The organism is Paenibacillus sp. P4_E11 (assembly GCF_056401635.1).
The window spans coordinates 1-23,654 of record NZ_JBFUIX010000004.1 but is presented as its reverse complement, the minus strand read 5'-3'; the positions used below and the strand labels follow the sequence as shown (position 1 = coordinate 23,654).

Genomic DNA, 23,654 nt, shown 5'->3' with positions numbered 1-23,654 from the left:
TGCATCAACTAGGGTGGAACCGCGGGTGAGAAGCTCCCGTCCCTAGGCATGTCGATCATGCTTAGAGATGAGGGCTTTTTCTTATGGCCAATAGTGCCTTCTGAATTCTCTCTCGACAAGCCAGTCGGCGTTATGTTGCGATGCCCAATACGAAGAAGTCGAGGAGATGGCGAGAAGATGAGTGTTACGATGGAGCAAGTAGTTGCATTGGCGAAGCATAGAGGCTTCGTATTTCCAGGTTCTGAGGTGTATGGCGGACTAGCCAATACGTGGGATTACGGTCCGCTTGGCGTCGAGCTTAAGAACAACGTGAAGAAAGCTTGGTGGAAGAAGTTCATCCAGGAGTCCCCGTATAACGTAGGTTTGGATGCAGCGATTCTGATGAATCCGCAGGCATGGGTTGCATCTGGCCATGTAGGCAATTTCAACGATCCGATGATCGACTGCAAGCAGTGCAAAGCCCGTCACCGTGCGGACAAAATTATCGAGAACGCGCTGGACGCCAAAGGTATCGAGATGGTTGTTGACGGGTTGTCGTTCGACCAAATGATGGACCTGATCCGCGAGCACAACATCGTCTGCCCGGATTGCGGCAGCAAGGACTTCACGGATATTCGCCAGTTCAACTTGATGTTCAAGACGTTCCAAGGCGTGACGGAGTCCAGCACGAACCAGATCTATCTGCGTCCGGAGACGGCGCAAGGGATCTTCGTGAACTTCAAGAACGCGCAGCGCACGATGCGCAAGAAGCTACCGTTCGGGATCGGTCAGATCGGTAAGAGCTTCCGCAACGAGATTACACCAGGGAACTTCACGTTCCGTACGCGCGAGTTCGAGCAGATGGAGCTTGAGTTCTTCTGCAAGCCAGGCGAGGATATGAAATGGTTCGAATACTGGCGCAGCTTCTGCCACCAATGGCTGCTGACGCTGGGCGTAAAGGCGGACAGCGTTCGTCTGCGTGACCATTCCGACGATGAGTTGTCCCACTACAGTAACGCCACGACCGACATCGAGTACAAGTTCCCGTTCGGCTGGGGCGAGCTGTGGGGTATTGCAGATCGTACGGATTTTGACTTGAAGCAGCACATGGAGCATTCCGGTGAAGACTTCAACTACATCGATCAAGACAATAACGAGCGTTACGTGCCTTACTGCATCGAGCCTTCGCTCGGCGCGGACCGCGTCACGCTGGCGTTCCTGATCGATGCCTACGAAGAGCAGAAGCTCGAAGGCGACGACAGCCGTGTCGTGCTACGCTTTCACCCGGCGCTTGCGCCATACAAGGCGGCGATCTTCCCGCTGTCGAAGAAGCTGTCTGATGGCGCGCAAGCCGTATTCACCGACTTGGCGAAGCACTTCATGGTCGACTACGACGAGTCCGGCTCGATCGGCAAGCGGTACCGTCGCCATGACGAGATCGGTACGCCATTCTGTATCACATACGACTTCGAGTCGGAGACGGACGGTCAAGTGACGGTGCGCGACCGCGACACGATGGAGCAGACCCGGATGCCGATTAGCGAGCTGAAGGCGTTCCTCGAGGAGCGCATTGCGTTCTAAGTAAGGTTAGCGACCCTATAGAGGCAGTTCCAGAAGAAGCATGAGGATGCAACTTTCTGGAGCTGCCTTTTTGAGCGTAGTAGAATGAAGCGGACATAGGATCCGCTATTCGCTACGAAAGCTCCGTATTTCACCCTCCTATGGACACACGATCCGTAATTAGCCCTGGCTCCGCTGAATTTGGCTTAAGATCACGCGAATAACGGCATCTGTGTCCGTAATAATTCCAAATAGGCACTTCAGGATGGAAATAACGGATCTCCGGTCCGTAATAACCAATTCCATTCAAGAGCACAAGATTCCAACAGCGGTTGGAACCCATTTGCCTGCCCGCCCCGCGCGCAAACTGAACGCAACGACCAAGGACCTGGCCACTGACCGGGTTTTCTTGCTGTGTTGATAAGGCTCTGGGGAATAGATGAAGGAACTTATAGTTGCCGCATGGAACTTGTTTACTATAGACAGATCGTAGGGTTAACAATGACAAAGGGCCGGTGTGCGATGAAGGCGTTATTTCGATGGATAAGGAAAAAATTCATACAGTCCATTCAGATTCGCTTGACGAGCTATTTCCTGCTAAGTCTCGTTCCGCTTATGGCAATTGGCTTGTACACTAATTTTCAATCCCAGCACATTCTGGGGAAGCAGGTAGACGAGCGAACTCGTACCGCGCTTATGTCGGCGCTGGAATATATCGATCTGACGATGCAGAATATGGAGGAGCTATCCAAGCAAATAGCATCGGACCGTAACTTGAAGGAGCTGCTCAACCATCAAGACAACCTGATGTCTTTTCCAACGATAAGTGATTTCCAGAAAGTGCTGCTCCATCTCTCGAACATCCAGGCGACTAACCGGAACATGTCTCAGATTTCGATATTTCAAACGGCTAACGAGCTTATGTTATCTTCTCAATCCGGCGGGAAACGCACGGAAGATTATAGGGAGCAGTCCTGGTACCGAGAGACTCTGGGTGCCCAAGGAAGCAGTATTTTGCTAATTTCTGACCAGAATCGATATTCGGTCTATCAAGAAATAGATCCCATATTTAACACGAATAGTATCACGTTAATGAGACTTATGGACTCCCTTAATCAAGAAGCACAATTGAATCTGCTCATGATCACGATTAACAAACAGAAGCTATTAACCTTCGCCAAAAATTTGCTTCAATCCGATGAAGAGCAAGTCTATTTGTATACCGCAGATGGCCGATTGGTCGGTGGCAGCTCCAAGGATGGAGCAGTCCTCCAACGGGATCAAGACGCAGACGATCGTTTGAGGGTTACTCGTGTGCAATCGCCATCCTCCGGGTGGTCCCTCGTTCTGCTTCAGAACGAACAAAACATTTACTCCGAAATGGTACAACAAAAGAAAAATACTTATTTCATTATCGGGGTAAGCCTGGTGCTGGCTATATTGATTTCATGGGGGGTATACCGAGGGATCTCTTCTCCGCTCGGCGCTTTGACATCGGGAATGAAACGATTCCGGCAAGGCCAATTACATACAAGGCTATCTAACAAGCGTGAAGACGAATTCGGTTATGTGACGGAATCCTTCAATCAGATGGCGGAAGAACATGAACATCTAATCGAGAATATTTACGAACAACAACTCATGATGGCGAAGACCGAATTGAAATTTCTGCAGTCGCAGATCAACCCTCATTTTCTGTACAATACGCTGGATTCTGTATACGTTAGAGCCAAAAATTACGAAGCAGACGACCTCAGCGAAATGATATTCAATCTCTCCAAATATTACAGATTAAGTCTCGGAAAGGGCAAAGATTACGTCAGCGTTCAGGAAACGCTAGAGCATCTTTACTTTTACTTGCGCGTACAGCAGCTGCGATTCACCGATAGATTCACTGTACAATTGGATGCCGACGATTCCTGCAAGCCACTGCCTCTACTTAAGCTGCTGCTGCAGCCTCTAGTGGAGAATGCCATCATACACGGATTAGAGAAGAAGACGTCTGGGGGTGAGCTGCAGGTGAGCTGTACGGCGGAGGAAGGCAATCTGAAGCTGCAAGTACAGGATAATGGGAAGGGGATCGGGCCTGCTCGCCTAGCCTATATCCGAGAGCAGTTGGGTATGGTTTCTGCTGTGGGGATCAAACAATTGCTACAGTCCGGTCAAAGACGAGAGGATCTATATGGGTTATGGAACGTGAAGGCAAGGCTGATTTTGTACTATGGGGAACATGCGGGTATGGAGATAGATAGTGAGGAAAAGGAAGGAACGGCAGTCACGTTGTATATTCCGCTCGAGCGCTGTTACCAACTGATAGGGGGAGAAAAGCTGTGAACCTGATGATTGTAGAGGATGAAATTGTGCTGCTGAATAACCTCGCCTATAACATTCCGTGGGAAGATCATGGGATTGAGGTTGTGGGAACGGCTGAGAACGGTGTGGATGCCTTAGCGATGGCTGGTCATGTTAAGCCTGATATCGTGTTATTGGATATTGAGATGCCGGAGATGGACGGATTGACATTTGCCAGACAGATCATGATGACCTCCCCGGGTATGAAGGTGATCCTGCTCAGCGGACATGACGAATTCAAATATGCTCAAACCGCAATAGAACTGAATGTTCACCGCTACCTTCTGAAGCCTATCGAGGAGATCGATATATTGAACGCTGTGCTGGAGGCGGGGCGAGAGTTGAAAGAAGAACTCGATGTCTCCTACAATATGGAGATTATGAAGCAGAATTGGGCGGATGATTTGCCGAGGCTGCAGGAGGCTTTTTGGCAGAACTGGGTATTCGGTAATTATGAGGGTGGGGAAGTTTATCGGAAAAGCAAGGAGCTCGCAATCGAAATTCCGGATGAGCAATTATTTGCAGTTGCCATAGTCGATATCGACCCGTTGACAGACAGTGAAGCCAGATTCTCAGGAGAAGACAACTCCTTGCTGCAATTTTCAGTGAAAAGCATTGCCAAAGACTACTTGAGTAACACGCCATGCCATGTTTTTTCCCACCAGAACGAATCCACCCTCATTTTGTTTCTTTGTCCTGCGGACAGAACGGAACTAGATTTTGGGGCTGAGGTTCATGTGCATGTCTCTCGGCTACTGTCTACCATTAAACAACTGCTCCAAGTTACCGCCAGTGCTGGAATCGGAAGCTGTGTAGACGAACCTTCAAGGGTGGTCGAATCGTATCGGCAGGCTGGCAGGGCCTTACAAACCAGAGTCGTATATGGGCCTAATATTGCCATTCCGTTTCGAGAAGAGGACCGAAGATCTTTGGCCATTCCAGTAGAGACCCATTTGGAAAATGTTTTGGTGAATGCTTTGGAAACAGGAAATCAGGAGAAAGCGATATTGGTCATACAGGAACTGCTGCAGGCTGGGATGGAAAAAGCTCAAACGGTGGAGGAGGTTCATGAGAATGTACTCTACTTCAGCAGCTTGTTCGTGCGCATGATTCAATCCCAGGGCTGGTCGGTGCAACAAGTAGTCGGTGACAATTATGTGTATTTCCAGAATTTGCAGTCGTTTCTGACCAAGGAACATATCCTTCAATGGCTGTACAGCTCTGTGAAGAGTATTGTTTCCTACGCAATCGAGAGGAAAAGCTCCCATAGTCACAAGCTGGTAGAAGCCATGCTGCAGCAGGTAGAAGAAGGAATTTACGAGGATATTGGTCTGTACTCCGTCGCGCAGAAACTTTATTTGAACGAGTCTTACTTGAGCCGCTTATTCAAGCAGCATATGGGACAATCGTTTATTTCGTACATTGTGGAACAGAAGATGAAAGTAGCGATGACTAAGCTGCAAGAGGGGATGAAAGTGTATGATACTTCCAGGTTGCTCGGGTACCGAGACGTCAGTTATTTCTCCAAGGTGTTTCGGAAGCACTGGGGGAAGACTCCAGGCGAGGCCGGTAAATTGTGAAGAAGTCAAAAAATCACCAACCGAATGTCAAATGATTCATCTATTAGGTATAGGGGACGATCCGTATAATTTGAACTGTCGAGGCCCGATGATGCATAGATCAACAAAATCTATATTCAAAATGGAGGGAAATTGCCGATTGAGACTATTTCATTTTGGAGTGATTTGGCTTGCCACACTAGTTCTTCTTAGCGCGTGCTCCATTATGAATACAACGGAGCCTGATCAGCTTTCGCCAACAGCAAGCACGGATAATCATACGAAAGAGAAGCTGACCTTGAACTGGTATATTATCGCTCCAAGCAAATCTTCGCTCCCGTCGGCGGATAAAGATTTTGTCAAGAGAGCGATTGACCAGAAGTTCAATGTCGATTTGAAGATTGAGCATCTGGGCTCAGGAGCAGACCATACGAACAAGCTGACCCTTAAGCTTGGCAACGGGGATATTCCGGATATGTTCATGGTGGAAGGACCGGCTTCCAATAAATATATTATGGATGGYTTGGCCAGGGATCTTACGAACTGGGTCACGCCGCAGAAGATGCCTAATTACTTCAAATACATTACAGATCAGGAATTAAAGCGCTTTCAAGTTCAAGATGTATTTAAGCGTGCGCCTTTGCCCTACAGCAAGACCAGCTATTACTCCTACTATATCCRCAAAGACTGGTTGGATAAGCTTGGAATGAAAATTCCGCAAACGTATGATGAAATGATTGAAGTTATGAAAGCCTTTACATTTAATGATCCGGATGGCAATGGCAAAAATGATACTTATGGGTTTACAACAGCTGGTGGAGGAACCGCGATACCTAATGACTTCCCGGAGTTTTATAAAAACGGACTGCTTTCGAATTTTATGCTTGAAGGAGACATGTTCGTCGATTCCAACAGCGACATTCGCATGCAAGGGGTGTTTGACGATCTCCGGGCGACTTTGAAGGCGGGCATTGTAGACCCCGATTGGTTTTTGCAAAAAAGCCCGGAACAAGTCAATAAAGCGGTGCAAGGCAAAGCAGGTATCGTGTTTATGTACGCTGCCGCCGCCGCCTTCGATAAGGATCCGAACAGTATACAGCTGAAAACAAAAGAAATTACGAAGAACGATAAGGTGGACTGGCAGCCCTTCCATCCCTGGGCTAATGTCGGCGTGTCTTCACAAGCATTACCAGGAAATCCCTTCCTATTCAGTGTGAAGACACCTGAAGCCAAGGTGGAGCGAAGCATCCAGATTATGGACTGGCTCGCTTCGGAAGAGGGTTTCCTCTTGACTCACTATGGTCAGGCAGGCGTTCATTACACCAAAGAAGGGAATAAGCTGAAGATCAATCCGGACGCATTCAAAAAAGAGATTACGGATCAAAAAAGCTTTCTGGATGTATACGGTTTCTTCACGCCGGACGCTCCAAGCCAGTATGGGTTGGAGAGGATCAATCCTAATGAGACGGATCGTGACAAGAGCATTCTGAAAGTGTTGCAGTCGTACAAGTACATCCCTTCGGTAGGTACGAATCTGGCTCCGCCTACAGGGACGGATATCGCAGCTTTTCGGGCTGAGATGAGGAGTCTGTATTTCAAGATATTGTTTGATGAAAAAGATGCATCGAATTGGCCTATATACCGAGAGTCCTTGATGTCCAAGTATAAAGGCAAAGAACTGTTTGAATCTTATGCCGAGCAGATCAGTAAAGCTTTCGGCAAGAAATTCTCGTTCAAAGCAGTAAATTAGGAGCGCAAATAATAGGGAGTATATTCCAGGAGGAATCGATATGGCCAAAAAGTACTTATACGGATGGATGGTCGTCCTGCTTGCTTTCATCACGGTAGCAGCAACGGCTTGCAGCGGGAGCCAGGGAACAGAAACGAAGCCGCAGTCGCAATCACAATCACAGAAGCAAAAGTCCGATGAGCCCATCGAGCTGCACTTGTACAGCTTAAGCGGTCAAAACCAAGATTGGTTCGATAACACGTACGGCAAATATTTGTATCCGAAATTCCCCAATATTAAATTCAAAGTACACTTTCCCGCCGAGTCGGTCATAACCGATTATATCGCAACCAAAGGCCCGCTCGATATTGCGTTCGGGGCATACACCAATTTCCATACTTCGTTGCTCGATCTGAATTTGCAAAACGACATTACCGATTTGATCAAACGAGACAAGTTCGACTTGAGCAAAATCGAGCCTACCGTCGTTGAATTGCAGCGTCAGATGGCTAACGGAGGGATCTACGGTCTGCCTGCTTTCGTAGGCACATCCGGCTTGTATTACAACAAAGACTTGTTCGACAAATTCGCTGAACCGTACCCGAAAGACGGCATCACCTGGGATGAAGTGTACAATCTGGCCGTCAAATTGACGCGTAAGGACGGAGACGTGCAATACTACGGTTTTGCGAACGATAACCTCACCTATTTGCAGGTCAACCAATATTCGTTGGATCTGGTCGATCCAAAAACATCCAAGGCCAGCTTCGAAACGGATTCATGGAAAAAGATCGTGCAAACGCTTACGAAGTTTATGACGATTCCGGGTGTCGACGTCACTCAAGCTACCGTAACTAATTTCAACACCAAGGGAACTGTGGCCATGGCCACAAACTACACCGGCTGCTGCGGATTCACGCCAGGCGAAAGTATCAAAAACTGGGGTGTTGTGAAGATTCCCGACTTCTCGGATATTCGGAACGTAGGCCCGCAAGTATTCCCGAATTACTGGTATATGAGCTCGATCAGCAAACATCGCGACGCCTCCTTCGAGGTCATGAAGTTCATTATTTCCGAGGAATTCCAGGCTTCTCTTAACGCCAGAGGGTTGGCAACGGCACTTAATGATACGAAATTGCAGATGAGCTACGGTAAAGATCTCCCGAAATACACCGGACAAAACGTAGCCGCCTTGTTTCCTAAGCATGCTAAAATGTCCAACATTACTCCTTATCAAGTCGCCGCTGCCCAACAGCTGAACACCGCGATCACGAATATCGTTACCAAAGGTGTAGATCTCAACACCGCTTTACGCGAAGCAGCAGATGCCACGAACAAAAAGATTGATGAAGCCAAGCAGGCAAAGAAGTAGGTAAAGACGAAATGAGGAGGTTTTCGCAATTGTTCAAGCATAGACGAATAATTCGAAGCGTGATTAACTCCGTACTATGTTTTGTATTGTTTTGTTCCGTCTTAACTAGTTGGAGTCTGGTCAATTCTCAAAAAGTGGGTGCAGCCATGACGGATCCGTACAGTCATTTGTTAGATGGAAAGCTTTTGTTCGAAGGCCCTGTCAACGCGCACGATGTGCTTGTGACTCCCTTGAATTGGCAAGGTACACCCGGTAAAGTCGTCGCCGAAGCAGACATCCAACCCGTAGCCAACCCAGGAAGCTCCTGGGCCCCGGCGCTAATCTTGTATTGGGATACAGCCAAGTTTGTATCGATTGGTATATCCGGCAATGCCAAGTTCAACTTGAATCCCGGGGGATATACAGGAAGCGCGCCTATTGGTAGCACATATCGGGTTCGTATCGTATGGGAGAACGGCACTGTCCAATTGTGGGGAGGTGTCAAGGGAACGGTCCTGACCCTGCAGAGAACGGCGCCGGCTCCAGCATCTGGACCGCCTCCTTATTTAATCGTCGGCAAAGGATTCGGCAGTACAACGGTGTATACCAAGCCGTTCCTAGCCAACGACTATACGGATGTAGGTGCGCGTGGAACCGTATATATGGACAATATCGCCGTGTATGCGGACGATGTATTGAAGCTGGAGGAGGCATTCGAGAACGGAGTAGACTTCAACCGTTGGCAAGTGCTGATGTCGCCTTCTGTGGAGCCGCGTCCACCTGTCGATCTCAAGGATCTGTATCCCAACTGGGTTGCTCCTGCGGAACGGGGCAGCGTATCCCCGCCAAAGGTGCTGTATAAGGAGGCAGATTGGAACGCCTATTACAATAAAGTGCAATCTTCTGCGGAGTTCCGAACGTTCTCGGAGCAGAAGATCAACGCTTTGAAGAACGAAGTCTCGCTTGTGATGAGTTATAACGAGGCTCAGATCGATAACATGATTCCGGCGACAACCCCGAATGCTGATCTGTTCACCCCGTGTCCGAACGATCCGACGCGCGGTTTTCCTCATGGGGATTGGAAGTGGAGCCCGAACGAGCCGGACATCATGTACTGCGGCAATGTCGCGTTCCCGAACGACCAATATCCGGAGGAAGGGGTCATGATCGCCAACTGGGGCGGAGTAGAGCAGCGGATTACGTATTACAACCGGATGTCGTACGATTTTAGCGGCTTCAAGTTGAGTCCGAGCTTTACCTCGTACATCCGTGCCAAAAAAGTAGTATATATGTCGAATACAGTAAGCAAAATCTCGATCCTGTATAAGCTGACAGGCGATCCAGCCTATGCCCAGCAAGGGAAAAAAATACTGATGCGATTCGCCGAAGTGTATCCGCATTGGCTGTTGCATTCCGGCTATGGCGAATATGCAGACATGGACCCCAAGACGGCGGCGTTCTCGATTAAGACGCTGCCAAGGCCGGAGCTCACGGCTCCGCCGAACGTGGCGAACCACGTGCTTCACACCGGATATTGGATGGCAGGTCGCGGTGATGCAAACGGGATGGAGGGTTCCTTCATTCTTCCACTCGTCAATGCTTATGATTTGCTCAATAGTGCTCGGGTGGATGAGCAGGCCTTGTTGAGCGACAATGACCGACTCGTCATAGAACGGGATCTTCTGCTGGAGTCTGCAGCGCTGTTCTTGGCCGATACGTCGATCAATAACAAATCAATCTCCAACCGTACCGCCGCCGCTGCGATCGGTCTCGCTGTTTCCGAGCCGAAGCTGGTGCGGTTCGGTCTGCAAGGATTCAACCAGCTCATGAGCGAATGGTACAAAGCCGACGGCTCGCCGACCGAATCAGCTGCCTACGGGCTTCAAGTGCTTGAATATTTGTGGCGGCTCGGCGAAATTCTGGAAGGGTATTCCGATCCGCCGGGGTATACGCCACCAGCCGGCGAACAGCGGACTGACGGCTTCACCGTCTACAACCGGTCCGATTACAGGATGGTGTATAAGACACTCGGCGAGGCGTTGCTGCCGTCGATGAAATATCCAGCAATCGGAGATTCTTATACGACCAGTACCCTTGCGGGATATTCGCTTGGGATCGGTGCGAAACGAACGGGACTGCCCATCTTGTCCAGCCTGCTTCGTTACGGAGGTTTTAACTTGTACGGCGTGGAGAGTCTGCTGTACAGACCGGAGAACTTGGAGCAGGCGGAACCGTTACGACTGCCAGACGTCGTGTTTCCCGAGTGGAAGCTTGCTTATATGCGCGGCGGGCTCACTAATATGGATAGCGCTGCGATCCTGAACGCGAGCGATTGGGGCACTCATAGGCACTTGGACAGCCTCGATCTCAGCTACTGGGCGAATGGCGGGGAATCGCTTTCCGATTTCGGTTACTTGTGGGATAATCCGCAAAAGTACATGACAGCCCGTTCGGCAGCTCACAATCTGGTAGTCGTTAACAAGAAGGATCAGAAAGATACTGGCAGGGGAGGCAGCATCGACTTTTACGAAGCCCCCGGTCCGGTTCATGCGACGGAAGCGAGCTCGCATGCCTACTCGGAAGCGGATGTGTATGCGCGGACATTATTGCAGATGCAGAAAACCGATCGCAAACCAGAGTATCTCGTCGACTTTTTCCGCGTCCGTGGCGGCAATTCGCATGACTACATGCTGCATGCGGCTGCGACCGATTTGACCACGAATCAGATTCAGCTTACGCCGGGCGGAGGATCGTCAGTGAGCGCGTATGGGATGAAAAATGTGCGCACGACTGAAACCAATCACGTATGGACGGCAGGTTGGAAAAACGCTGGAGGCGCTGGTTGGACGCAATCGTGGCAGGTTCCGCTGTCCGTGACGGAGTCGGTCTATATCGGCAGCGGCTGGGGACAACGCGGCAAAGACGATGCAGGCGCGGAACTGCCTTATCTTGTCCGCCATCGAGACAACTCGCCAGGAGGGAGCACGTTTGCTTCCGTCTTCGAATCGTATACGGGAACCGCGGGGGTTCAAGAGGTAGTTCCGCTGACCGTGGCGAACTCCGTATACGCTCCTGATGTACTTGCACCGGTCGGGCTGTGGATCAGCGGCAACGGATGGCACGATTACGTGTTCAGTTCGCAAGGAAACATGAATACGCCGCAGTCATTTATCGGAGGTTCCGATGGCGTGTCGACCACGTTCAGCGGCCGGCTCGGGGTATTGTCATATGCTAATGGCAATGGACAAGACGGCCTGCAATACGCCTTTCTCGCTGGAGAAGGACGGATCGAGCAGGATGGCGAAGGCATTATGATCGAAGAAGGCCAGCAGAAGGAAGGCTCAATCGCGCAGAGACTGCAGGATGGATTCGCGGCAGCCGGAATCGTGGCGGATGCGGACAAATGGATCGGGAGCCATGTACTCGTCAAGAAGGGAACGGATTGGACGGCATACCCGGTGCTGGATGTACGCGTGGAACAGGGGAATACCCGGTTTATCACATATACCGCCAACGAAGGTTTCCCGTTTGCTGGAGGAGATGCGTGGAAGCTCGTGCCTTATGCGGCTGCCAAGCGGATGCCGAGCGGAGAATGGACAATTACGTCGTCCGCAGGCCGTGCTGAGTTGACATACCCGCTCCAAACGGCAGCGAGCGTTGCCGGCCAGCAGCGGCAGGGATGGTACACAAGCGATGCTACGGTTACGCTTCAAGTATATGGCAACCCGAATAACGTAAGCTCGACCGTTTACAGCCTCAACGGAGGAGCTAGCTGGACTGGCTACACAGTGCCGATCGTACTGCGCGACAGCGGGGTACACGTGCTGCAGTATCGTTCAACCGACTTGGCCGGGAATGTAGAACCGGTGCAAGCGGTAACGGTCAAAATCGACCGATTGCCTCCCGTTACGCTGCCGCAGGTGAACGGAACAGCTGGAGAGGGCGGATGGTACACCTCGGCCTCATTGGTAACAATGAGCACTTATGACGTCCACTCCGGGGTTGACTCGACGGAATATGCCTTAACCGTGACTGCGAGCACCTACGGGCAGCAAGGCCACGGTTTCGTCCCTTATACCGGGCCGATCGCCCTTGACGAAGGCAAGTATCGGCTGCAGTTCCGCTCGACTGACGCAGCGGGAAATGTCGAAACGGCTCAGACTGCTGATGTGTTCATCGATCGGACAGCACCTGCGGTTACCCTATTCATGAACGGGACACCGGTAGTATCCGGTATGAGTGTTGAAGACAACCAGTCCATATTGTTGACGCTGCAAGCGAACGATGGGATGTCCGGGGTCGCGCAGTGGACCGTACTGGTGGATGGCGCGGCCTATACGGAGGGAACGGCAATCCGTTGGACTGGGCAGCCAGGCGATCATATCCTGAAGGTGACGGTCCGGGATCAAGCGGGCAACCGTTCGGAGGCCTCGTACACCGTACACGTGACGACAAGTCCGGCATCCGTGCTCTCATTGATCGCCGGCTATGTACAATCCGGTGAACTCCAGTATTCCCTTGAAGTCAAGCTCACCAATTCGATGAGGCAAGCGGAGCATCATTGGAGCAGCGGGAGAAAGAACGAGGCGCTTCATTTCCTGGATAAGTTCCTGCAAGATGTTAATGAGCAGCAGAGCGGAATCTCCGCTGCTGCCAGGCTCGCGCTGCAAGCCGACGCCCTAGCCCTGCAGCAGCTCTGGAGCGCCAGCAACTGAGCATGAATGAAAGAGGAAGGAACCGGCCCGTTAGGGCAAGGTTCCTTCCTCCTTACTATGGATCGTACTAAACCGCAGTCTTATTGGCCATTAACAGATTCCCGCTTTGTTGGTTAACGAATCGGCGCAACAGGCTTCTTCCTCGGAATGCGGGCGACGATCGAACGGGCATATTCCGTTGGCGTCACGCCTGTGATCCTCTTGAAATGTCTGGAGAAGCTGTGCACACTGCCATAGCCGAGATATTCGGCGATTTCCGTGAAATTAAGCTGTTCGTCCGTAATCAGATGTTTCGCCCTCTCGATCTTCAACCTTTTCCAGTACTCCATAATGCCGGAGCCGATCTGGGCCTTGAATATTATCTTCAACTGCGTCCGACCGATTGCGAGGTCACTACATAACACATCCATCGATAATTCGTTTGAAGCGGGAAGACGATGCAAATATTCGACCACCTTCATCGCTTCGTTGGCTTGTTTGTTTTCCTGGATCACAGTTGTCGGCTTAATGTCGTCCCTTGTTCCGCCCTTGCGGATCAGTTCGAGCAAGAAAATTTCCAAATAGTTGATGATCAACTGCTCGGTTCCAAATTTGGCGCCTTCCAAACGATTCGGAAACACCATATTTATGGAATCGACAGGCGGATTGAACGCATCCTTACCGAGTTGTACCAAGCTGGTCAGCAGATGGCGTTCCCGGTCCTCCAGGCTGAATTTGCGGTCGTTAAAAAAACTCATGCAATCCGCCGTGCATTCGAACGTCAAGATGACCAGAACAGGAGTTTCGTTGCTGTGGGTTTTCACTACATGAAACAAATTGGGTTTGTAAAAAATAATATCCCCTTGATTCAGTTCGTATTGTCCGATATCCGTGATCACCTCGACCCGCCCCTGGTCGAGGTAAAGGAATTCCCAGAAATCATGCCGCTCTCCCACGCTGTAATATCCTTTCCACAGCTTTTTGTACATAAAGCTGATAATTTTATCGATAGACAGCTCTCTTTGCAACTGGTATCTTGGAAATTCCATGGCTTCTCCTGTCTTCAAGCGCGAGTTCCGAATGCCGGATTGTCGGTTGCCGTTTGATTGCTGTGTTGTCACTGTCGACGCCAAGGAAAGCGGTTCCATAACAACGTTCGTTACCCGAATTTCGGCGCAATAGGCTTCTTCCTCGGGATGCGGGCGACGATCGCACGGGCATATTCCGATGGCGTCATGCCCGTCATCTTCTTGAAATGTCTGGAGAAGCTGTGCACATTGCTGTAGCCGAGATATTCCGCAATTTCCGTGAAATTGAGCTGTTCGTTCGTAATCAGATGCTTCGCCTTCTCGATCTTCAACCTTTTCCAGTACTCCATAATGCCGCAGCCGGCTTGGGCCTTGAACATCATTTTCAACTGCGTCCGGCCGATTGCGAGATCGCTACAGATCACATCCATCGATAATTTGCTTGAAGCGGGACTAGCTTCATCGCCTCACTGGATTGTTTATTTTCCTGGATCACGGATGTCGGTCTAATGTCGTCCCTTGTTTCGCCTTTGCGGATCAGTTCGAGCAAGAAAATTTCTATATAGTTGATGATCAACTGCTCGGTTCCGAATTTGGCGCCTTCCCAACGAATTGGATACCCCATATGGATGGAATCGACAGGCGGATTGAAGGCTTCCTTACCGACTTGCACCAAGCTGGTCAGCAGATGTCGTTCACGGTCCTCCAAGCTGAATTTGCGGTCAGCTTGTATTGTCCGATTTCCGTGAACACCTCGAACCGCCCCTGATCGACGTAAACGAATTCCCAGAAATCATGCCGCTCTCCCAGATCGTAATACCCTTTCCGCAGCTGTACGTACCGATAGCTGATGATTTATCGATAGACAGCTCTCTTTTCAACTGGTACCTTGGATAGTCCATGGCTTCTCCTGCCTTCAAGCGCGCCCGTTCCTTTGGCCTGTGATTTAGGATTTATTATAGCACCTCCCGTCCAAATTGGTAAATCAATCGGCCCGGTGGATAAATCATTTTTTCCGACATCGTCCTATAATTTCCTTGATCTAATAATTAAGGGGGTAGATCAAAAGGGGTAAGCTTCTGCATCGTAAGGTTGCTTATTGTTCAAGGTTGTAACGTAAACGATCAATGAGGAGGATTTATTAATGGCAAAAAAACACCTACACGGATGGATGATCGTGCTTCTAGCTTTCATGACTATCGCGGTTACAGCTTGCGGGGGTAGTCCAAGTACCGGAACACAACCACAGTCACAGCCACCAAAGTCGCAGCCACAGAAGTCCGAGGAGCCCATTGAGCTGCACTTGTACAGCTTAAGCGGTCAAAACCAAGATTGGTTCGATAACACGTACGGCAAATATTTATATCCGAAATTTCCTAATATTAAATTCAAAGTACACTTTCCTGCCGAGTCGGTCATAACCGATTATATCGCAACCAAAGGCCCGCTCGATATTGCGTTTGGGGCATACAGCCATTTCCATATTTCGTTGCGCGATCTGAACTTGCAAAACGACATTACCGATTTGATCAAACGAGACAAGGTCGACTTGAGCAAAATCGGGCCTACCGTCATTGAATTGCAGCGTCAGATGGCGAACGGAGGGATCTACGGTCTGCCCGCTTTCATAGGGACATCCGGCTTGTATTACAACAAAGACTTGTTCGACAAATTCGCTGAACCGTATCCGAAGGACGGCATCACCTGGGATGAAGTGTACAATTTGGCCGTCAAATTAACACGTAAGGACGGAGACGTGCAATACTACGGTTTTGCGAACGATAACCTCACCTATTTGCAGGTCAACCAATATTCGTTGGATCTGGTCGATCCGAAAACATTCAAAGCCAGCTTCGAAACGGATCCATGGAAAAAGATCGTGCAAACGCTTACGAAGTTTATGATGATTCCGGGTGTCGATGTCGCTCAAGCTACCGTAGCTAATTTCAATACCAAAGGAACCGTGGCCATGGCCACAAACTACACCGGCTGCTGCGGATTCACGCCAGGTGATAGCATCAAAAACTGGGGCGTTGTCAAGATTCCCGACTTCCCGGATATTCGGAATGTAGGACCGCAAGTATTCCCGAATTACTGGTATATGAGCTCGATCAGCAAACATCGCGACGCCTCCTTCGAGGTCATGAAGTTTATTGCTTCCGAGGAATTCCAGGCTTCTCTTAACGCCAGAGGGTTGGCTACGGCACTGAATGATACGAAAATGCACTCTAGCTACGGGAAAGATCTCCCGAAATATACCGGGCAAAACGTGGCCGCCTTGTTCCCTAAGCATGCCAAAATGTCCAACATTACCGAGTTTCAAGTCGTCGCCGCAACGCAGCTGAACGCCGCAATTACGAACATCGCCACGAAAGGCGTAGATGTCAATACCGCTTTGCGCGAAGCCGCAGAAGCCACGAACAAAAAGATTGATGAAACCAAGCAAGCTAAGAAGTAGTCTGCAATAGAGAGATGATCTGGAGCGGAGAAGACACCATCAGACAACGTAAAGGACTGGTGGTAGTATGAAGCGGTTTGTTTCCAAACGAACGATACGCGGCTTTGCCCTGCTTATGGCGATCTTGCTCATCTTCGGCGCGATGCCGATATTCCCGCCTAGTACGGCCAGGGGAGAAGTCGCAACGCTGTTGAATGGGGGATTCGAGGAGATCGCATCCGGAAGACCGAAGGATTGGACTTACATAAGCGGAACGGTGGAATCCTCTGCGGAGCAAGTTCGATCGGGAAGCTCAAGCGTCAAGCTTGTCGATTCTAGCGCATCGGCTTCCACAGGGTTGCGCAGCGCGAAGATGCCGGTCACAGCCGGTCAAACGTATAACGCCTCCGTGTTCACCTACAACACCCAGGGCGTTTCGGAGCTGTATCTCGAGTTTTGGGACGCTAACAACAATTACACGAAAATTTTTACGGGGATGAATTCGACCACGAATCAATGGAGTCAGATCCAAGTGAGTGGAGTAGCGCCGGAAGGAACGATCTATGCAAGCTTGCGGCTGTATCAGCACGTAGCCAATATCGGAACCGCTTACTTCGATGATGCTTCGTTCGAGCAAGTATTGACCGGCCCCCAGCCTGCCTTGTTGAACGGAGGATTCGAGGAGATCGTATCCGGAAGACCGAAGAATTGGACCTACATTGAAGGAACGGTGGAATCGTCTGCGGAGCAAGTAAGAGGGGGAGGATCGAGCGTCAAGCTTGTCGATTCGAGCGCAACGGCTTCTGCGGGGTTGCGCAACGTGAAGATGCCGGTCACAGCCGGACAAACGTATAACGCCTCCGTATTCTCTTACAATACCCAGGGCGTTTCCCAACTGTATCTCGAGTTTTGGGACGCCAACAACAATTACACGAAAATCTTTACGGGGACCAACTCGACCACGAATCAATGGAGCCAAATCCAAGTAAGTGGAGTTGCGCCGGAAGGAACGGTTTATGCAAGCTTGCGGCTGTACTTGCACCTAGCCAATATCGGAACCGCTTACTTCGACGATGCTTCATTCGAGCAAGTATTGACCGGCCCCCAGCCTTCCTTGTTGAACGGGGATATGGAGCTGCTAGATAACGGACGTCCGAAGTATTGGATCCTGCCTGCGACGGCCCAGTTGACCACGGAACAGAAACATTCCGGTTCTTACAGCGTCAGGGTGGACGATCCGACCAGTACTGCAGGGGTAACGGTACGCAGCAATAAAATTGCCGTTACGCCGGGGCAGAAATATGACGCCTCTGTGTGGTCCTACAATCTGCAGGGTGTTTCCGAGCTGTATGTCGAGTTCTGGGACGCGAACAACAACTACACGACGATCCTTACAAGGATAAACTTAACGCTTAACGAATGGAATCAAATCCGGATCACAGGGCTAGCGCCGGCAGGAACATCGTATGCAACGCTTAGATTTTATTTGCATAGCGCAAACATCGGCTCCACTTATTTCGACGATGCCGCGTTCGGTGCTGCTTCTCCCACTCCGGTGGCGAACCTGAATAATGGCAGCTTCGAAGTTAGCGTACAGAATAAGCCAGTGAATTGGAGCGAGACAGACGGAGTGATCGAACTGTCCGGGGATATTGCTCGAGACGGCGCGAAGAGCGTGAAGATCACGTATACGGGCATTGGTGCTTCTCCTGGCCTACTCAGCCAACCGATTATCGTAACACCCGGGGAGCGCTATGAGGCCACTGTCTACACCTCTACGTATATGCCGCAGGGGACTTCCGCTCTGCATCTGGAGTTCCGGAATGCGAACGGATCGTTGCTTAGCACGATAACAGATGAGGGTAATGCTAACAACCAATGGAAGCAGCTTGCAACAAGTGGCGTAGCTCCTGCAGGAGCGGCAACCGCGCGCCTGAGGATTGCCATGAATCCAGCACAAGCCGGGACGGCGTATTTCGACGATGCCGTATTCCAGCGAGGGGGTACCGTGATTAATAGCAAGACAAGGACGACGTATTATACACCAGCCAAAGTTGCGGCCGCCCGACAAAACGTGCAGCAGTACAGTTGGGCGAAGAGCTTGCGCGACAGCGCAGTCATCAAAGCGGACAAGTATTTGGCGAAAGGCCATCAATTCCTGTGGGAAATGGTGCCGGGTCCCAACCTGCCGCGGAGCTACGGGGTGAACCAGACATTAGGCAGCCCAATTACCGGAAGGGAGATCGATAAGTTCGGCAACTATCCGTACAAGGCCGATCCATTGAACGAGCCGTGGAAGATCGTGGACCCAAGCAGCGGCTACAAGTTCCCGACGAACGATTTCGGCGCGTATTACCGGAGCGGGATCGACGAACATGGAATCTTCCAACCTAATCTGGCCGACCGCAGTCTGCTGGTCAATACGTTGTACCCGGAGAAAGGGCCGACTTGGGGCGTAGACGACGGCTTCGGCTGGGTTGATGACAAAGGCGACCGTTATACGTTCATCGCTTATTATACGCATTGGTTTGTCTGGTACGGCAGCACCGCCATGATTCAGGACGCCATTCAGTCGTTCCGTGACGCTTATCTGTACACGGGTGATGCGAAATACGCGCGGGCTGGTGCCATATTGCTGGACAGGGTTGCGGATGTGTATCCCGACATGGACACCATGCTGCACGACAAGACCATTTTTTTGAATTCTCATGGCGGTACCGGCTTGGGTAAAGCGGTCGGATCGATCTGGGAAACGATTCTGGTCAAAGATTTCATATCGGCGTACGACGCTTTCTACCCGGTCATGGACGATCCGCTAGTCACTTCGTTCTTGGACGAGAAGGCCAGCCTGTTCCGATTGACCAACAGCAAGGGTGCGGGTTCCGCGGTCCGCAGAAATATCGAGGACGGCATTATCCGACAGGTGTACCCCGCCGTAAAGGCCGGCCAGATAAGAGGCAACGACGGCATGCACCAGAGCGCGCTGGCGATGGCCGCGGTCGTGTATGACACGATGCCCGAAACGAAGCAATGGCTGGACTTCACCTTCCAGACGGGAGGCAATATATTAAATACGCTTATAAGCGTCGTGGACCGAGACGGCAACGGGAATGAGGCGTCGCCAGGATACAACGCGCTGTGGCTGTCTACTTATCAGCTCACTGCAGATATACTGGAAGGCTACGATCTGTACCCGGAAGCTGACCTGTACGAGAACGTCAAATTCCGCAAAATGTTCTCGGCCTTTTATCCGCTCATCCTAAGCGAGAAGTACACGGCGAATATCGGAGACAACGGCTCGACCGGCAGCCCTGGCATTTCGCTGCTCAAAATGGCAGATATGGTGAAGGCGTTTGACAAATTCGGCGATCCGATCTATGCGCAGCTGGCGTATTTCTTGAACGGCAATCGCGCAGACGGCATCCACATGGACGTATTCACATCCAATCCGAACGAAATCGCGGATCGGATCCGGAGCGTAGTCGCTCAGCATGGGCCGCTGAATATGGCAAGCACGAATATGACCGGATATGGCTTCACGGCCTTACGAGACGGAGAGCATGTATTCAACAACTTTGGCTTGTCTTACGCGTTTCCGTCCATGGAGATCACCCAACAAAGCGCCGAAGCGAAGCTGTTCGACGCATCGGGAACGGTCCAATTGGAGGCCAATGCCCCAGGTGCGACGATTACGTTCAACTTCCAAGTGCCCAAAGCGGACGACTACGAAATCGATCTATTGCCTTTCAAGGCACCGACTTACGGCATTTACCGGATCTCGATCGACGGTGTGCCGATCAAAGATCTGGACTTCTACGGCGGCAATACGGATTCGTTCGAAGTGATCGGCCGGATGTCCTTATCCGCCGGCAGCCATCAAATCCGCTTCGAGGGCATCGGGAAAAATGAGTCCGCCGGCAATTACAAGATGGGTGTTCGCAGCTTGAATCTGCTCGACGAGCAAGCGCGAGCCATACGGGACCATGCAGGACCTCAAGGAAACATGCTGCGCGATTTCTGGATGTACTACGGCCGGAACATCGGCCATGGACATAGCGATACGCTCAACCTGGGCTTGAATGCGTTCGGACTTGATTTGTCTCCAGATCTGGGGTATCCGGAATTCGCAGACGGCATTGACATGCATCGCGCCCAGTGGGTTGTCAATACGATCAGCCACAACACCGTTGTGGTCGATAAGAAGAAGCAGGCAGGCCAGTGGGTAGCCGATCCGAAACATTTCGACGACAGCGACATGGTGAAGCTGATTGATGTAGAAGCGCCGAAAGTATATCCACAGACAGAGCTGTACAAGCGGACGACCGCAATGATCAAGATAGACGAAGCGAATTCGTATGCCGTCGATTTCTTCCGGGTGAAGGGCGGCAGCGACCATTACTTCAGCTTCCACGGGGCCGAGGGAACCGCCACGGTGGAGGGACTTAATCTCGTCCAGCAGCCTACGGGAACATATGCAGGGCCAAACGTGGAATACGGCCAGCGGGTGGATGACATCGAGGGACCGGGATACACGGGCAGCGGGTTCCATTACCTCAAGAATGTAGCGCGGGACACGAACCCCGCCGGACCATTCAGCATCGACTGGAAAGTCGTCGATACCTGGAAGGTGTTGCCTACGCCCGCCGATATCCACCTTCGGCTAACAATGCTCGGTCCTGTGAGCGATGTGGCGCTTGCCGACGGCATTCCGCCTCAGAATAAACCGGGCAATCCAAAGTCATTGCGTTACTTCGTCGCCCACCGCAATGGCACGAATCTCGATAGCCTGTTCACATCGGTCATCGAGCCGTACAAGGACACCCGCACCATCGCTTCGATCGAACCGGCTTCGGTGAAAGCCGGCGGCGTGACGGCAAACGGCAACGAAGTAAAAGCGGTGAAGGTGACACTCGCGAACGGAAGGGTCGATTATATCGTTAGCGCATTACAGCCGGACACGATCTATACGATCGATGACAAGCTTCAATTCAAAGGGTTCATGGGCGTTTACTCGGAGAAGAACGGTCAAGCCGTCTACCGCTACGTGCACGACGGATCGTACATCGCACCGATTGGCGAAACCGTTGTCGATGCTGCAGGGGCGCTGCAAGGAACGGTCGTGAGCTTTACAACTTCACCGTCTATCCATAATGAGATCGTCGTGAACATGAATGCGGCTGGTATAAGCGCCGCAGATATGATTGACAGCACGATATATGTAGCCAATGACGGCGTCCGCAACGCAGCCTACCGGATTGTCGGGGCGACTGACCTGGGCAACGGACGGTTCAAGCTCGACATCAGCGATAGCACTTTAATCCGATCTTTTGTCGATGCGAATGATTTCAGCAAAGGGTATAAGTACGATATTTCCGCAGGTGCGGCATTCCGGATCCCGTTGACGCGGGAAGCGTACCCGCTGCAAACGGCAGCGACCGTTAGCGGGACGGCACATAACGGATGGTACACAAGCGATGCTACCGTTACTTTGCAAGTGTATGGCGATGCTTCCGTGATTAAGAAGACGGAGTACAGCCTGAATAACGGAAGCACGTGGCAGCTCTACACGGCGCCCGTGACGTTCAATCAGGACGGCAGGTACAACCTTAGCTACAGGTCGACAGATAAGGCAGGGAATGTGGAAGCGGCGAAGCATGTCAGCTTCGATATAGACAAGACGGCACCTACGGCTACGGTTACTTACAGCAGCACAACGCCAACCCATGACAGTGTGGTTGCCACCATTACGCCGAGCGAGCAAGTAACCCTCACGAACAACGGTGGATCGAGCAGCTATACGTTCTTGTTGAACGGCAGCTTCACATTCGAATTTATTGATGCTGCGGGCCATCTAGGGACGGCGAAGGCGACCGTAACGAACATTGTGTATACTAGTACCGGAGTGCCGGGAGCACCCGCGCTTTCTAATGACAATGGGTACGGTACTGGAATACTAGGCGGGAATTATAAGGTGAAGATGGATATGTGGTGGGGAAATAACGGCAGAATCTACAAGCTGTACGAAAATGATGTCTTAATGGACACCCAGATTCTGTCGGAGAATTCTCCTTCGGCTCAATCCACCGTAACTTCCGTCACCTACAAGAATAACGGCACTTATCGCTACTATGCGGAACTCGTCAATGGATACGGTACAACGAGGAGCAATACGTTGACAGTTACAGTGACCCAGGCTGCCCCAGCCAAACCGGTTCTGTCCCATGACAACTGGGATGGAGACGGCAATTTCCAAGTCAACATGAACCTGTGGTGGGGCACGAACGGTTCGACGTATCGCTTATATGAGAACGGCGTCCTGATCGATACGCAGACTCTCTCTGATCAAACACCATCGGCTCAATCAGCATGGACCGCAATCCGTACTAAGAGCATCGGCACCTATGAATATCGATGCGAACTTGTTAACTATGCTGGAATAACCTCCAGTGAAACGATGATTGTACAAGTATCCAAGTGATGCTATTCTAGGCTCGCGCCAAGAGGAAGGAACCCGCCCGTCAGGGCAAGGTTCCTTCCTCTTTTTTAACATATAAGAATTTATAAGTTTTTGGGGTTTATCCTTTTTCAACTGATATGGTCTGGGAGCAGGGAGTTCGGTTATCTTGGCTGGGAAGGAGTCAGAAACGGTAGGTTGGATGGGTTAACTCGTCGATAGAATCGACAAACAGCCTGAATGTTTCAAATTACTGATTCTGATTACAACATATTGGATGTCCTGTGATTACGTGAAATCGCCTTGGGACCGGCATCAGAAGATTCCACTCGGAAAAACCGTACGCGGAGCGTACGGACAAAGGAAACTCCTTGAAGGAAAGCAGAACAAAAAGGGAGTGAGCAGGAGAGTGGAGAAGCGAAGCGTCCGCCTTTGAAACCGATTCCTAACCACGACAACATTTCAATCAAAGGAATCGATTTCAACAGCGGGTGGAACCTCCTGTTCACTC

Annotated in this window: 11 protein-coding genes; 8 read left to right on the top strand and 3 right to left on the bottom strand. The window is 50.9% G+C overall.

Going from position 1 to position 23,654, the window contains the following annotated elements:
• Window positions 1-177 precede the first annotated feature (177 nt).
• From AC1DWB_RS02795 to AC1DWB_RS02770, 6 genes are all read left to right on the top strand, one after another.
• The gene (locus tag AC1DWB_RS02795) at window positions 178-1,560 is read left to right on the top strand and encodes a glycine--tRNA ligase (RefSeq protein WP_477539503.1); all 1,383 of its coding nucleotides are present in this window, start codon (window positions 178-180) and stop codon (window positions 1,558-1,560) included.
• 501 nt (window positions 1,561-2,061) lie between these two features.
• Window positions 2,062-3,873: a sensor histidine kinase gene (locus AC1DWB_RS02790; protein ID WP_477539502.1), complete on the top strand. Its 1,812-nt coding sequence runs from the start codon at window positions 2,062-2,064 to the stop codon at window positions 3,871-3,873.
• Window positions 3,874-3,878: 5 nt separating this feature from the next.
• Window positions 3,879-5,471 (top strand): response regulator, encoded by a 1,593-nt coding sequence (locus AC1DWB_RS02785; RefSeq protein WP_477539637.1) that lies wholly within the window; start codon window positions 3,879-3,881, stop codon window positions 5,469-5,471.
• A gap of 139 nt (window positions 5,472-5,610) precedes the next feature.
• Entirely contained in the window at window positions 5,611-7,200 is a 1,590-nt protein-coding gene (locus tag AC1DWB_RS02780; RefSeq protein WP_477539501.1) for a type 2 periplasmic-binding domain-containing protein, read from the top strand.
• A 40-nt stretch (window positions 7,201-7,240) separates the two neighbouring features.
• Window positions 7,241-8,551 (top strand): ABC transporter substrate-binding protein, encoded by a 1,311-nt coding sequence (locus AC1DWB_RS02775; protein WP_477539500.1) that lies wholly within the window; start codon window positions 7,241-7,243, stop codon window positions 8,549-8,551.
• A gap of 146 nt (window positions 8,552-8,697) precedes the next feature.
• A complete protein-coding gene (locus tag AC1DWB_RS02770) occupies window positions 8,698-13,245 on the top strand; it encodes an OmpL47-type beta-barrel domain-containing protein (RefSeq protein ID WP_477539499.1) in 4,548 nt (1,515 codons plus the stop codon).
• A 113-nt stretch (window positions 13,246-13,358) separates the two neighbouring features.
• Here AC1DWB_RS02770 and AC1DWB_RS02765 read toward each other — a convergent pair whose 3' ends face one another.
• The 3 genes from AC1DWB_RS02765 to AC1DWB_RS02755 form a co-directional block, all read right to left on the bottom strand.
• Entirely contained in the window at window positions 13,359-14,273 is a 915-nt protein-coding gene (locus tag AC1DWB_RS02765) for a helix-turn-helix domain-containing protein (RefSeq protein WP_477539498.1), read from the bottom strand.
• 110 nt (window positions 14,274-14,383) lie between these two features.
• A complete protein-coding gene (locus tag AC1DWB_RS02760; RefSeq protein WP_477539497.1) occupies window positions 14,384-14,683 on the bottom strand; it encodes a helix-turn-helix domain-containing protein in 300 nt (99 codons plus the stop codon).
• Window positions 14,674-14,961, bottom strand: a complete 288-nt coding sequence (locus AC1DWB_RS02755; protein ID WP_477539496.1) for a hypothetical protein — start codon at window positions 14,959-14,961, stop codon at window positions 14,674-14,676. The genes AC1DWB_RS02760 and AC1DWB_RS02755 overlap by 10 nt, the downstream gene beginning before the upstream one ends.
• 435 nt (window positions 14,962-15,396) lie before the next feature.
• Here AC1DWB_RS02755 and AC1DWB_RS02750 point away from each other — a divergent pair, with 435 nt between their 5' ends.
• Both AC1DWB_RS02750 and AC1DWB_RS02745 read left to right on the top strand, forming a co-directional pair.
• Window positions 15,397-16,710, top strand: coding sequence for an ABC transporter substrate-binding protein (locus AC1DWB_RS02750; RefSeq protein WP_477539495.1), 1,314 nt, complete (start codon window positions 15,397-15,399; stop codon window positions 16,708-16,710).
• Between the two features lie 67 nt (window positions 16,711-16,777).
• On the top strand, window positions 16,778-23,167 hold the full coding sequence (locus tag AC1DWB_RS02745; RefSeq protein WP_477539494.1) for a carbohydrate binding domain-containing protein: 6,390 nt from the start codon (window positions 16,778-16,780) through the stop codon (window positions 23,165-23,167).
• The last annotated feature ends 487 nt before the right edge of the window (window positions 23,168-23,654 follow it).

Bases quoted from the DNA above. Each gene is read 5' to 3' on its own strand.
- AC1DWB_RS02790 (WP_477539502.1), top strand. From the start codon at position 2,062: ATGAAGGCGTTATTTCGATGGATAAGGAAAAAATTCATACAGTCCATT.
- AC1DWB_RS02775 (WP_477539500.1), top strand. From the start codon at position 7,241: ATGGCCAAAAAGTACTTATACGGATGGATGGTCGTCCTGCTTGCTTTC.
- AC1DWB_RS02795 (WP_477539503.1), top strand. From the start codon at position 178: ATGAGTGTTACGATGGAGCAAGTAGTTGCATTGGCGAAGCATAGAGGC.
- AC1DWB_RS02765 (WP_477539498.1), bottom strand. From the start codon at position 14,273: ATGGAATTTCCAAGATACCAGTTGCAAAGAGAGCTGTCTATCGATAAA.
- AC1DWB_RS02745 (WP_477539494.1), top strand. From the start codon at position 16,778: ATGAAGCGGTTTGTTTCCAAACGAACGATACGCGGCTTTGCCCTGCTT.
- AC1DWB_RS02760 (WP_477539497.1), bottom strand. From the start codon at position 14,683: ATGGATGTGATCTGTAGCGATCTCGCAATCGGCCGGACGCAGTTGAAA.
- AC1DWB_RS02785 (WP_477539637.1), top strand. From the start codon at position 3,879: ATGATTGTAGAGGATGAAATTGTGCTGCTGAATAACCTCGCCTATAAC.
- AC1DWB_RS02770 (WP_477539499.1), top strand. From the start codon at position 8,698: ATGACGGATCCGTACAGTCATTTGTTAGATGGAAAGCTTTTGTTCGAA.
- AC1DWB_RS02750 (WP_477539495.1), top strand. From the start codon at position 15,397: ATGGCAAAAAAACACCTACACGGATGGATGATCGTGCTTCTAGCTTTC.